The sequence below is a fragment of the Bacillus silvicola genome, assembly GCF_050524305.1.
In the GTDB taxonomy this organism is placed as follows: Bacteria; Bacillota; Bacilli; order Bacillales; family Bacillaceae_G; genus Bacillus_A; species Bacillus_A cereus_AT.
In genome coordinates, this window is the sequence record NZ_JBNGVC010000017.1 from 129,627 (window position 1) to 143,156 (window position 13,530).

Below are 13,530 nucleotides of genomic sequence, written 5' to 3' on the forward strand. Positions count from 1 at the left end.
TCTAAAAATAAAAAACTCCTAATTATCCCACCCAAACATCTTTAACATAATACTGCTTTTCTTCTAATTTTTGTAGCCATGCACGTGCTTCTGGTTCACTCACATTGTAAATATCAGAATAACCTTTTATAAGCGTATTTTCTACATCAGGCGCCATCTTTCTTCCATCCCCGCATATATAGATGTGTGCACCTTGATTAAGTAAATTAATCACCTTTTCAGCGTCTTGTTTTATTAGGTGTTGAACGTATATCTTCTGCTGATTGTTCATTCGAGAGAAAGCTGTGTGAAGAGCCACGATTCCTTCTTTCTGTGTTTGCTCAAGTTCTTCTTGATATAGATAATCCTCTTTAGGTGAACGACATCCAAAGTAGAGATGCGCTTCACCTAATGATTCACCATTAATTTTCATTGATTTTCGAGCTTGCAGAAAACCTCTAAACGGTGCAATTCCCGTTCCTGGCCCCACCATAATAATCGGTGTTTTAGGACTTTTCGGAAGTTCGAAGCCAGACTGTGAATTTGAAATAAAACATGTAATCGAATCACCTTTTTTAAGCTGGGCTAAATAGGTAGAAGCAATACCTTTGTATGTTCCATTCCCACTCCATGCATTGTCTGCAACCACACTAACTGTAATACTTACTTTTTTCTCAGTAACTCTTGGCGAAGAAGAAATCGAATAATATCGTGGACGCAATGCAGGAAGTAATTCTATAAAATTACTAAATTCCATTTCACATGCTGGGTATCTCTCTAATAATTCAAGCATAGTTAATCGTCGGGATAAAACTTGCTCTTTATATACCTGTTTTTCTAATAGTGCTTCTAGCTCCATTTTATGTGGCGGGCAAACCGTTTTTGCTATCATTGCACGTAATTGATTTCTTGTGACTGGCTCTTGAAGTTCTACAAATTGCAGTAACTCCTTTATTAAAATTGTGCGATTTAAAGGAAGGTGTGCTAAATTTGCATTATCACCAGTTAAATGAATATAATCAGCTCCATTTAATTGAAAACGGGATAGTACACGATTTACTAGTTCTGGATAGTTTCTCGGAATCACTCCTAAATGATCCCCTTCTTTGTAAGTTACATTATTCGGTAAAGAAAGTTCAAGATGCCTTGTACTTCTTAAGCTACATGGTTGTTGCAATTCTTCATTCTTAATAATTTTCGTTGTAAAAGTAGGGTGCATTTTTGCTAAAGTCGTTTCCGCTTCACTGCCTACAAATTTAATAGAAAGAGTATAGTCACTTGTTTCACTTTCTTCTATGTCAAGTCTAAAGTGATCGGCTATATCGTTCCATAATTGTTCACGCCACTCTTCATAAACTTCACCATAATCATCACTTGCATCTCCTTCTCCACGTCCTGTTAAACCCACAGCTCCTTTTTTAGCCAGTAGTTCATCAATCAAAGAAGGTACTTTTTGATATGTTGTGTTCCAGTTCTTATCACCACAACCAAATACTGCATACTGAACACCTTCCAATTCATGATTAGATGCGTTCTCCAACCACTCTACAAACTTTTTCGCATTATCAGGAGGATTACCGTTGTAAGAAGCACAAATTATCAATACAGCTCCTTCTTTTGGTAGACACCCCGCATAAGAATCTAATGGAGCAGCTTGTGCTGCAAATCCTTTAGAAAGAGCAATATCTACTAAATCACGTGCTATCCCTTCTGCTGTTCCCATATTAGATCCATACAGTGCAAGTAATGGCGTTTTATGATCATTATTAATTACTTTACTAACATTTTTTTCTGACTGCTCACTGGAAGGAGCAGGGATACTACCAAGAGGAATTCTTTTCGATACTGCTTTTACCGTAAACCCTTCCGGCTTTAGTGTTAAAGTTTCTTTAATATTTAACTCATAATCTGTATGATCATAAAAGTTAAAATGCTTTAAAATCATTCCAAGTACAAGGGCCGCTTCATGAAGTGCAAACTGCTGCCCTATACATGCACGTTGTCCGTTTCCAAAAGGCTTGAACGCATGCTCTGGAATCGTACTCATACTTTCAAATCTTTCTGGTCGGAACTCTTCTATATCTTGCCCCCAAATTGTCTTATCCCGATGAAGCTGAGGAATAAGCACTGTAACCTCATCCCCTTGCTTTAACGGATATTCCCCTCCAAGAATAGTGTCTTCTTTAGAATATAAAGAAAAAGCAGGCGCTGTAGGCCATAAACGAAGCGTTTCATTTAATACCATACTAATATATTTCAACTGTTTTACTTGTCTATAGGTTGGAACAGGATCAACCAATACACGGGTTGCCTCTTCTTCCGCCTTATGTAAAATGTGTCTATTTTTCACTAGGAAATAAAGCGCAAACGCCAATAGACCACTCGTCGTTTCATGACCTGCAATTAAAAATGTAATAATTTGATAGCGGATATTTTCATCATCTAACGATTTTCCTGTTTCCTGGTCTTTCCCATTTAACATATGAGTAAGTAGATCGTTCCCTTTCTCACCACTTATTCTCCGATCCTCGATAATTTTATCCACTAATTCATTCATGAACTGAATATCTTCTTGAAGTTGAAGGTTTTCCTTTTCGTATGATGGATCATTTGGATTCGTACGCTGTAATCGATTCATTGAATCTTCTAGCGAACGCACCATACTCATTATAAATGGATGAGGCTGCTCACGATAAAAACTGTTAAATCGGTAATTAAAACCACACAGTCCAATTGTATCAAGTGTCAGCCGTGTCATATCTTCTGGCACATCAATATGCTCATCTGCATTTAAACGTTCCCATTTTTGAATCAACTGCACAGCAATATCTACCATCATCGCATGATATCCCTTCATTGCTTGTTGACTAAAACTTGGCAATAATATATTATGAGCTTTTTTCCAATTTTTTTCGTGTGACCAACTTGTAAAAAGACCATCACCAGTAAACCTTCGTACATTTTTAAGCGACTGGCTTAGATTCTTATCAAATCGAGATTCATCACATACTTCTTTAACTAATCGCTGACTAGATACATAGTGAGTATCTCGAGTAGGTGTTTTGATATTAAAAATTTCACCCATTTGATTGCTAATTTTCAATATAGATTGAAGTGGTTTCTCTTTATTAAATAGTGGTAAATCCCCAAAATCCCCATCTGTTTTAAGTTGCGGTATTTCCTTTATTTCCACGTGTAACACTCTCCTTTTTCTGTAACCCTATGAATCAATGCTTATAGCCGTCCATATAATATCCTCTATATCCCGAATCAACTTATCAATTAATTCTAAGCGCTTACTTTTAATCAACAGACAAATCTCTATACAGCCTCCAATCTTATATAAGCAGAGACGCAAATTTCAAATAAACTTTGTCTTTTGACGTACAATGAATAACATCGATTTCCGATGGCCGTATTATATGCAGCCATACGCGCTTACCTATTTTTATCCTTTGCAACAGAGCCTTCTTCATGAATCTATAAGTAATTTATTTGTACTTAAATATGATCATTGATACTACAGTTGTGTATATACAGTAACCTAAATTAAAGAAGTTTAATTTCTTGATAATTATAGATTTCATCATTAAATATTAGAGCTATTGTAGCACTCCATCTTTATATAGCATCGATTGGAGACCATCCCCCGAATTCATGCAGCCGAGTCGGCAATGACTAAATGTAGCACGTTCATCGCGAAACAAAAGCCCCCTACCTCTGGTCCGTGATGAACGATGGCATCCATAATAGTTTTTAAAGTCTATTATTAATTAGTGAGACCCATAGGCCAACCGACTCTCGTTACTATTTCACACGTATCATATGCCTACAGTCACTAGATTTATAATCAGCTATAGAATTATTTTGTTATTACAAAAAGAGTAAACAAAAAACTGTTTTAAGTTTTATGGCTCATGTTTATTTAAAAGATGCATATCCCTGATCAACCATAACAACACTACCATTTACTGCGCTTGCTTCTTCTAATGAAAGTAAGTAAACAGAATCCGCTATTTGTTGAGGGTGTGTTAGGTTATTACCCATTATCTTTGCTTTCATGGCCTCGATTTGACCTAGATCCTTATACCCCTGAATAATTGGTGTATCAACAATACCGGGTGCAATCGCTATTACACGTATGCCATATTTAGCTAACTCTAACGCGGCTGATTTCGTCATCATAATAACAGCACCTTTTGTAGCATGATAAGCAAAAGTACCTGAAGAGGCTAGAATACCAAAAACAGAGGCAGTATTGATAATCACCCCTTTAATTCCTAATTCCCGCATTTTTTTACCCGCAGCAATAATACCGTGTGTAACGCCGTGCTGGTTGACATTAATAATACGATGATACTCACGCAAGTCTTGATCTAAAACAGGAGTCGGGCATCCGATGCCAGCATTATTAAACATAACATCAATTCTTCCAAAGACATGAATGGTCGTTTCTACTAATGCCTCAACATCTTCGTATTTCGAGACGTCTGTTTTAACGAAGATTGCCTCACCACCATTTTCTTGAATGGATGCAACCGTTTCATATCCTAGCTCCTCATTAAAGTCAGCAACTACAACTTGATCACCTTTTTCAGCAAATTTTAAAGCTGCTTCTCTTCCTATTCCACTTGCTCCACCTGTAATAACAGCGACTCTTCTCATACTCATCGTTATTCCACTCCTTTGTTTTTCAAATAACAAAATTAGAATTTTACGACGAAAGTTACTATTTTAAAAAATAATAATTAACTGTATTGTAACTTTATTTTAAATTTATTAAAATTTATATATATTTACTAATAATTAAGTAATACTTAATAAGGAGATACCACAATGAATCTTGAACAAATGGAATACATCGTTGAAGTAGCAAAAAACGGATCTTTCACGAAAGCAGCTCAAAAATCTCATGTTACTTTATCTGCAATAAGTCAATCTATTTCTCTCCTTGAAACAGAGCTTGGAGTGATGCTTTTTACTCGTTCACGTGGTTTAGGTGCGGTTCCAACTGCAGAAGGAAAGACGATTATTCGGAAAGCAAACGATATTTTGCTACAAGTGAAGGAATTAAAGGAAGAAGCGCAAATTTATAACAATACATTAAGTGGGGAATTAAAAATTGCAACGATACCAGGGCCTATGCATGTCTTAATAAATCTCGTGGCGAAGTTTAAAAAGGATCATCCGTACGTAAACATAAAAATTTATGAAAAGGGAAATAAAGAAATCTTAGATGATCTTCAACAAGGTAAGATTGATATTGGATTTATCGCATTATCAGAAAAGTTGAGGGAAAAGTATACCTGTTTTTCATTTGAAAAATTATTAGATATAAAGATTGTTATTGGTGTAAATAAGAATTCACCACTTGCATTAGAAAAAACAATTACACCAGAACAATTGGTGAACCAGACTTTAGTCCTATATGATGATGAATATATTCGGGATAGTATTAATGACTTACTTTCTAAGTATGGAAAAGCGAACATTCTTTTTATTTCAAATAATACACAGGCTATACAAAATGCGGTACATCAAGAGTTAGCCATTACGATTGGCGTAGATTACTCTTTCGCAAATAACCTAGTAGATGCCCAAAAAGAAATTATCTCTATTGAACTTGTAGTCCCCAACCTTCCCCCACTTTCGTATGGATGGGTACTTGGTAAGGACAAGCATCCATCACAAATTTTAAAACAGTTTATTAATAGGCTTTATTTTGAATAACAATGGATTGTGGTGTTTTGACATTTTCGCACCAGAACCCTTATTTATGATTTATCCTGTGTATTTATAATGGTTAATTATTTGCAAATAAATTGCTTTGTGATTTTATACCTCAACTCTCTTAATCCCCATCATTGATGGTGCATTCTGGAAAGTAGTCATGTATATAAATTAACCGGTTCCTTGTATGTTAGGGAACCGGCTGTTGACTTATTTTAAGAAGTTATATTTTATTAATTACTTCCTTGGTGTTTAGATTCCATTTCGTTTTCATTATATTCTTTAGTAGTACCGTATCCTAGATTCACACCTTCAATTAATGAGGGTTGTCTTTAATTTGAGTTTATCCCATCTTGGAAAGTATTTACTTGATCATGGTTAGATTTACTTATGTCTTCTTGAATAAAAACATGTGTTACATATCCTATTAAAACACCAATTATAACAAGGCTGCTATCCGTTATCTCCAGCACCAGATTCTGAAATAAAAGCTATAGCGAGTATTTATCAGCCTGTAAATCAGCCGTTACAATAATTTAAGAAATAGTAAGATGTAAAATAAATTGTAATGGATAAAGCTGAACAGTTTAATTACTCCTGTTCAGCTTTATTTTTTAATTTTCTAGTTTGTTTTTCAAATTAAAAAAGATAAGATTTTGGAATTTAATCTTATCTTTAGCATTAAAAATAACTGATTAGAAAGAACCTTAGTATTAAGGTTTTAGAATAACTTTTATACAATTATCTTCTCGGTTATTAAAAATTTGATAACCATAGCTCGCTTCTTCAAGCGGAATTTTGTGTGTAATAATCTCCCTTGGATTAAACTCATTCTTTGTTATTTTTTCAAACAGTTCAGGCATAAAATGAATAACAGGTGCTTGGCCCATTCTAAGATTAATATTCCTAACCCAAAATGCACCTAGTGGAAAAGCATTATAGTTACCACCATAAACACCTGTCATTTGGACAGTTCCATATTTTCGTACGGCTTTTGTAGCAATTTGAATAGGACCGAGGGTTCCACCTTGTAATTTTAATTTTTGTTCAAGAAACTCCAAAGGTGATTTCTTTCCATCCATGCCTACACAATCAATGACCACATCCGCTCCTCCATGTGTAATTTCTTTTAAATGTTCCCCCATATCGGGATATTTTGTAAACTCAAATACCTCAACATTGTTAATCTTTTTTGCATAATTGATTCGATAATCTAAGTAATCAACCGCAATTACGCGTTTAGCACCTTTCATCCAAGCAAATTTTTGGGTCATCAATCCAACAGGCCCACAACCAAGTACGATAACAGTATCCCCTGACTTTACACCTGCATTTATTACACTCCAATAGGCGGTCGGTAAAACATCAGATAAAAAAAGGAGGGACTCATCCTCAAGTTCGCAAGATTCCGGTATAACAAATGGAGTGAAATTTCCAAAAGGTACTTTTAAATACTCAGCTTGCCCGCATGAAACATTAAAGGGGATAACAACACGATCTCCTTTCTTTACTTTAGTGACATCAGGACCTACTTCTTCAACAATTCCCATTGGTTCATGACCAATAATTTAACCTTGAGGTAAGGGCATATTACCTTGATATAAATGTAAATCGGAACCGCAAATAGCGGTTGAAGTAATCTTTACAATAATATCATCTTTTTTTTCTAATCTTGCATCGTCAACTTGTTTAACCTGTACTTGATTTGGCCCTTGATAGGTTACAGCTTTCATAATCACATGTCTCCTCTTTTAACATTTTCTCAAAATATACTTTTTATTTATCTCTTGGTAATAAAACAATCATTTGGGGTTATCAAAAAGAGGCCAAAAGAAAATTAGGAATTAAACATAACATTATTATGAAAGTATTATATAGTACCTGTTCTTTCTTATGCCTTCTAGCCCTATTTTGAGAAAAAAATCATTATTTATACATAACCAAAACTTTTTCTATAAAAAGGAATTACTATTTTTCCATGATTCGTAACATATTAAAAACATAGGAGGTGATACAATATGGCAAACAATAATAGCGGAAGTCGTAACGAATTATTAGTTCACGGCGCTGAGAGGGCAATCGATCAAATGAAATATGAAATCGCACAAGCGTTTGGCGTACAACTTGGTGCAGACGCAACAGCTCGTTCAAACGGTTCTGTTGGTGGTGAAATCACAAAACGTCTAGTAGCAATGGCTGAACAACAACTTGGCGGTGGAGTTAATCGCTAACTTTAAATATGCATGGATAAAAAGAATCAAAGGGGGAGGGAATTATTTTTATGGAACGATAGAGCATTTCAGATACTGTTACACATTCATAATCGTTTCTGTATAAATATCTCATGATACTTTCTAATGCTTCAACTGTCTGAGATGTCTGAGAAAATTCGCTCCCATTCCAATCATGGAGTAGAATGATATTGCCGGGTTTAATACCTTTTGTTATATATTTAGAAATTTTGCTAGCTGCTGGATTTCTCCAATCCTGAGGATCCTGATGCCATGACCATAGAATAACAAGTTTCCCATTCTGTATAGCTGTATTAATAATTAAATCATTGTGAAGGCCTCCAACTGGACGATAGAGCGTTGGTTTATAGCCAGTGATTTGCTTGATAATTTTATCCGTTTGATCTAATTCTGCATTTAATTTAGCGGCGGTAATATTTTTATCATAAATATGATTATAAGTATGATTAGCAATTTCGTGTCCTTCGTTTACTTGCCTTTTTAAAATAGCAGGAAACCTTTTAACTTTGTTACCTGCTACGAAAAAGGTTGCTTTCGCATTGTATTTAGCTAAGATATCAAGTATTTGAGGGGTGAAAACAGGATGAGGTCCATCATCAAATGTTATTGCAACTATTTTTTCCTTTGTATCTACTTCCCAAATTACCTTCCCTGTTTTTTCATACGCCTTACGACTATCTGTAAAAGCATATATAGATATTGGTGTGGAACAAAAAGAAATGATTAGAAAAATGAGGAATATCCAAATTTTTTTCACGAATAATACACTCCTATGAGATACAAGTAAGTTTAGTTTATGGAGTTATTATCAAATTATTTAATAAGAAATAAAAAAGTAGAAAGAAGAGCAACTCAGAGGGAAATTAAAAGTAGCTTACGCAGATGTTTACAAAAAGTTATGAGGGAGAACAACGTTCTCAATTTCTTCTTGAACTAACAAAGTAGAGTATTAAAAGAGTCTTTAAATGATGAAGAAAGACTTGATTATGTCTTCTTGCAATTCTAAATCACCTGAAATTACATACGATGATGATTATAAATACCTATACTTTTATAAAAATGAAGAAATGAACTGTTATATCCATGACCCTGTCTATATTTCAAAAATAAAGCCATTCATTAATGTAGACCTACAAAATTCAAAGCGAGTAACATCCTCTGACGTCAATCCATTATCTATAAAGGAAAAAATGAAAGAAAAGTTTGCAAAAATGTTTGAGTATTATTTGTAAAAACAAAGGAGTTAGGTGGGAGGTTAACTGCCCGTAAAAGCCCGATTGGTGAAGGCTAATAAACAGTGGGGGATGAATAAAACCTCCAATGATTAAAGTTTCACTTTATCATATTTTAAATGTATACTTTTCTTCCTAATTTTGAGGATATTAGGAAAATTGGGTTAAGCCTAATGTTTATGAGGATTTGAATGAAAACTAATGGCTAAAAGTTTACATTCGATATTTGAAACATTTACAACTAAATTTGTAATAAATTTCTCAATATAGATATACTTGTTAATTATGGTTTTGATATTCAAAATTAACAAAAAATATAATATTATAAATATTAAGATGGTGTTTGCCTTTTGTTTTTCCCTTATGTTAAAGATAAGATCGTGCTCGTCGATCTTATCTTTTTTATTTGTAGATTTTTGATACAAAAAAAGAACCCTTATAATAAGGGTCACGATATCATACTGGGAAAATTGTACGCTAAGGACTACAAAATCTTATACTTACAGTATTTTTAAAGATAAATACATGTCCACCAAGCTAAGGTTTTGAAGTAACCCCTAAATGAAAATTCTCTTTCTCTACAGTTTGTTATTTTGAGAATTCAGCTCATTTTTTCTTTTTGGGGTGTTTACTTTTCTTAAGTTGATGGGCATGTTGCCTTACCCCTACTAGATATACGATTTGTGGCGAAAAATCCATTTCAGCTTTATATCATCTGCATCTCATCTTTACAGGATTCAATTATATTTGTACTTGTAACACATATTAAAACAAGGAAAAGAGGAAATAATATGGCAAAATTTAATGCAAAATTATTAACGACACTAGGTATTTCAACAGCATTATTAGTAGGAGCTGGTAGTACCTATGCAGCTCAAAAAGAAAAAAATGATTCAGTAACAACAAAAGCCTCAACTGAAAATGTTTCGGTAGAAAAAACAATAAAAGCACCAACTTCTGAAGAAATTGAATCAGTATTACAAGGAGAACCTACACCTCCAAGTATTAAAGTAGAAGGTTTATTTTCTACAAATGGGAAGCCTGATTATACTGCTGATTTCTATTTAAACGATGCAAAACTATTTTCTTTATTAAAAATTAGCGCAACAGATTTAAAACAAGAATTAGCTAAAGGTAAAACTGTTGTAGAGATTGCGGCAGATAAAAATGTTTCTAAACAACAAGTGATTGATGTGATTTCAAACACACAGATTGACGTACAAATTGAAGGTGAACAAAATGGAGAAACTCCTAAAAGCAACCGTTCAAAGGAAGAAATGTTAAAGGATATTGAGCCCAACGTATTACAAGTTATTGAGCATAAAACAGAAACACCGTGGAAGTAGTAAGCGTTTTGGTGCAAAAAAGAATAAAATGCATATATTCCTAAGGGACTTGTATCTTATGCTACAAGTTCAAACAATTGATGGGTGAATTCTTTTTGATTTTGGACCGACTGGTACCATAAATCAATCTGTTCTTTTTTAAAGTACTAGTATCAGTATATCCTAGTTTAGGAGATTACTTGCAAGAGGCTTTGTTTTTTGGACCAGAGCCATCAATCCTTCATTGTACGTTTAGATACACGTAATGATTATCAAACGCAACTGGTATTTAACATGGACCATGTACATTTCTTTGATGCTGAAGCACAACTACGTATTAAGTAAAATAGCATCTTTTTGCACCAGAACTCACCAGATTATTTCGAAAATTTTGTACATTTAGACACAAATGAAGCTATTCTCTTTATGTTAAGGAAAAGGTAAAGATACCATCAAAATAAATGAAAAAAGTGTAGAACCACCGTTCTACACTTTTTTCTGTAAATAGAAATAAAACAACACGCCATCAACTGTATTATGCACCCCATACTTAGCTCCATGAAGTTCTAAAATATTTTTTGAAATGGAAAGTCCAAGACCTGTTCCACCTTGTGAGCGTTGACGAGCTGTATCAACCCGGTAAAAACGATCCCAAATTTTATCTAATTGATCTTCTTCAATATGGGCACCTTTATTTTCGATACAAACTTTTATGCGACTTGGCTCATCTATTGTAGAAATAATAATATTTTCTTTTTCTGGCGTGTAACGAATAGCATTTGTGATAAAGTTTGTGAGTACTTGTTCTATACGATGGTAATTTGCAATGACTTCAATTGCAGAAAGATGTGTGTGAACATGTAATTGCTTTTTTGTTATCTCCATAGATAATTGTTCACAAATATGCTGAATGGCTTGGTCAATATAAAAAACATCCATCTGCATTTTATACGTACCAGATTCAAATTTTGCTAACTCAAGCATATCCACAATCAACACATCCATCTTATCTACTTCTTTTTCCATTGCTTTAAAGTAATACTCTTTCTTATGACTTGCAACACCATCTTTTAAAATAGAAATACAACTTTTCATAATACTTAGGGGAGTCTTTAACTCATGCGATACTCCTGAAATAAATTCTTTTCTTGTATGTTCCAATTGTTTTTCTTTCTCGATGTCTCGCTGTAACTGCTCAATATGTGAATGTAATGTATTTGAAAGTAAATTAATATTTTGAGATAAATCACCAATTTCATCTTTTGACATGACTGGAACCCTTTCCGAGAAATCTAAGTTTGCAATTTTTTGGGTTGTCTTGTTTATTTGTAATAAGGGCCTTGCAATCTTTTTTGAATAGTAAAAAGAAGCTATAAAAATAAGAAGCAACACAAACATAATAATATAGACATAATACTCTTTTATCATTTGTACAGCTTCATCAACTGGCTGCAACGAAGTCATTGAAAAGATGTATGTTATTGCACCGCTTTTATCCTTTATCGGTTTTATTATGAGCTTATATTTAATATCATTCTGCTCATAATCGATTTCTTGTAATGAATCATAGTTAGTATTCTTTTCATTTAGCAATAAGTCTGCCTGAAACTCTTGTATCTTTTCCATAAACAATTTATTTGTATAAATAAAATTCGATTGTTCCTTCTCATCTAAAAGTTGAACCTTTGTAATTTTTCCTTCCAGAATTTTTTTAGGTGATTTTTCTTCATATTCTTTTCTATATTCAGATTCCTCTTTTTCAAGTTTATATTTATATTTAAGTTTTTCCATAAGTTCATTTATTTTTTTATCTATTGACACATTTACCAAATTAGGAGTTTTCGTTCTGAAGAATAAAAGATATGGAATAAATTCAGCATTTTTTTCTATACCATGTAAAGTAACTGTTTCTCCTAAAGGGAATTTTTCATTTGAAATATCCCTAGCATGATTGTCCTCAACCTTGAAATTATACAGCGGTATGGTAATTGTAGAATTAGCAAATTGGTTTTCTTTATTTTTAGCCTGATTTAATGTTACTTCTATATAAAAATCATTTACATTCTTTAAATTCCCATTACTATCTAATGTTGTAATCCATGTATTATATTCTCGATAGAAATCTTGTTCTAATTTTTGAATGGCTTGTGAATTTCCGTTACTATTCAAATAATCTGTTTCAAAAGATCTCATGTTTGTTTTGATATCATCCACTTTTTTATTCGCATAAAATTGTTTAAAGAATATTGTTTGTCCAACAAAAATGGTTGCCAAGATCAACATACATAGTAGTGTAGTTAACATAAATAATTTTAATACAATTCCTGTTTTCATACTTGATCCTCCAATATACAAACTGCTCGAACAATGATTATAACACTCTTGGATTTATCTCCCCATTTATTTCACAATTAACAAATATGACTATTTACTATGCGATCATCACCAATAAATTCATAGCCCTATATTTTTGTAATTAACTGCTCCCTCGTAATGACTATACCTTGATGTGTCATTTCCTATATTAATATGTCAAATTCCGTATGAGTCAAGTTAATGCCTTCTCCTTCTATTATGGCTATAGGTAATAGGAAGTGTACATGAATACCAGTATTAGATAACATATAATTAAATAATTCATTTTAAACAATCAGATTGTCGAATGGTTGTTTCGTTCGGGCTAGTAAGAATGGGGGATATAAGGTTTTGTTGCGTAATTATCTAACCCCTAACTTAAATCTGAGTAACGTATCAGCTTCATCAAAGCGGCCGTCAACGTAATGATAGAAACATTTGATATTTTACGGATTCATCGATAAAAAGACCAATCATCTGTTCTGGAAACATGATATCAAAAATAACTATATGAAATTTGTTTTCTTCACATAAAGACAATGCTTCCTTCTCATCTATTGCTTCTACTACTTCATATCCTAACTCTAATTAAAATGACTACTGAATAAAAAAGCCAAATTGTTCCTGATAATCAAGAACAATTTGGCTTTTAAGATT

Annotated in this window: 6 protein-coding genes and 5 pseudogenes; 4 read left to right on the plus strand and 7 right to left on the minus strand. The window is 33.3% G+C overall.

Features of this window, described 5'->3' with window-relative positions:
* Positions 1–22 precede the first annotated feature (22 nt).
* Both ACP6L7_RS32085 and ACP6L7_RS32090 read right to left on the minus strand, forming a co-directional pair.
* Positions 23–3,172, minus strand: a complete 3,150-nt coding sequence (locus tag ACP6L7_RS32085; RefSeq protein ID WP_098519862.1) for a bifunctional cytochrome P450/NADPH--P450 reductase — start codon at positions 3,170–3,172, stop codon at positions 23–25.
* A gap of 728 nt (positions 3,173–3,900) precedes the next feature.
* Positions 3,901–4,650 carry an SDR family NAD(P)-dependent oxidoreductase gene (locus ACP6L7_RS32090; protein ID WP_097830356.1) on the minus strand — a complete coding sequence of 250 codons (750 nt, stop codon included), beginning with the start codon at positions 4,648–4,650 and terminating at the stop codon, positions 3,901–3,903.
* Between the two features lie 165 nt (positions 4,651–4,815).
* Here ACP6L7_RS32090 and ACP6L7_RS32095 point away from each other — a divergent pair, with 165 nt between their 5' ends.
* Entirely contained in the window at positions 4,816–5,709 is an 894-nt protein-coding gene (locus tag ACP6L7_RS32095) for a LysR family transcriptional regulator (RefSeq protein WP_097830357.1), read from the plus strand.
* 233 nt (positions 5,710–5,942) lie between these two features.
* Here ACP6L7_RS32095 and ACP6L7_RS32100 read toward each other — a convergent pair.
* Positions 5,943–6,185: pseudogene (locus tag ACP6L7_RS32100) on the minus strand (hypothetical protein).
* A 237-nt stretch (positions 6,186–6,422) separates the two neighbouring features.
* A pseudogene (locus ACP6L7_RS32105) lies at positions 6,423–7,442 on the minus strand (alcohol dehydrogenase catalytic domain-containing protein).
* Positions 7,443–7,727: 285 nt separating this feature from the next.
* Between ACP6L7_RS32105 and ACP6L7_RS32110 the strand changes: the two are divergent.
* A complete protein-coding gene (locus ACP6L7_RS32110; RefSeq protein ID WP_098519864.1) occupies positions 7,728–7,940 on the plus strand; it encodes an alpha/beta-type small acid-soluble spore protein in 213 nt (70 codons plus the stop codon).
* Here the strand turns inward: ACP6L7_RS32110 and ACP6L7_RS32115 are convergent.
* Positions 7,930–8,718, minus strand: coding sequence for a polysaccharide deacetylase family protein (locus ACP6L7_RS32115; protein WP_430529686.1), 789 nt, complete (start codon positions 8,716–8,718; stop codon positions 7,930–7,932). The two genes, ACP6L7_RS32110 and ACP6L7_RS32115, sit on opposite strands and share 11 nt — an antisense overlap.
* A 292-nt stretch (positions 8,719–9,010) precedes the next feature.
* On the opposite strand from ACP6L7_RS32115, the pseudogene ACP6L7_RS32120 reads away from it, so the two are divergent.
* Positions 9,011–9,193 (plus strand): annotated as a pseudogene (locus tag ACP6L7_RS32120) (cardiolipin synthase); the annotation flags it as partial.
* A 1,001-nt stretch (positions 9,194–10,194) separates the two neighbouring features.
* Positions 10,195–10,539 (plus strand): annotated as a pseudogene (locus ACP6L7_RS32125) (hypothetical protein); the annotation flags it as partial.
* Positions 10,540–10,595: 56 nt separating this feature from the next.
* Here the strand turns inward: ACP6L7_RS32125 and ACP6L7_RS32130 are convergent.
* Together ACP6L7_RS32130 and ACP6L7_RS32135 are read right to left on the minus strand one after the other, a co-directional pair.
* Positions 10,596–10,679 (minus strand): annotated as a pseudogene (locus ACP6L7_RS32130) (IS6 family transposase); the annotation flags it as partial.
* 325 nt (positions 10,680–11,004) lie between these two features.
* Complete coding sequence (locus tag ACP6L7_RS32135) at positions 11,005–12,852, minus strand: sensor histidine kinase (RefSeq protein ID WP_430529687.1); 1,848 nt, start codon at positions 12,850–12,852, stop codon at positions 11,005–11,007.
* Positions 12,853–13,530 lie beyond the last annotated feature (678 nt).

What these genes read in the sequence shown, in the direction of transcription:
- ACP6L7_RS32090 (WP_097830356.1), bottom strand. Translation starts at nt 4,650, where the DNA reads ATGAGTATGAGAAGAGTCGCTGTTATTACAGGTGGAGCAAGTGGAATA.
- ACP6L7_RS32095 (WP_097830357.1), top strand. Translation starts at nt 4,816, where the DNA reads ATGAATCTTGAACAAATGGAATACATCGTTGAAGTAGCAAAAAACGGA.
- ACP6L7_RS32110 (WP_098519864.1), top strand. Translation starts at nt 7,728, where the DNA reads ATGGCAAACAATAATAGCGGAAGTCGTAACGAATTATTAGTTCACGGC.
- ACP6L7_RS32135 (WP_430529687.1), bottom strand. Translation starts at nt 12,852, where the DNA reads ATGAAAACAGGAATTGTATTAAAATTATTTATGTTAACTACACTACTA.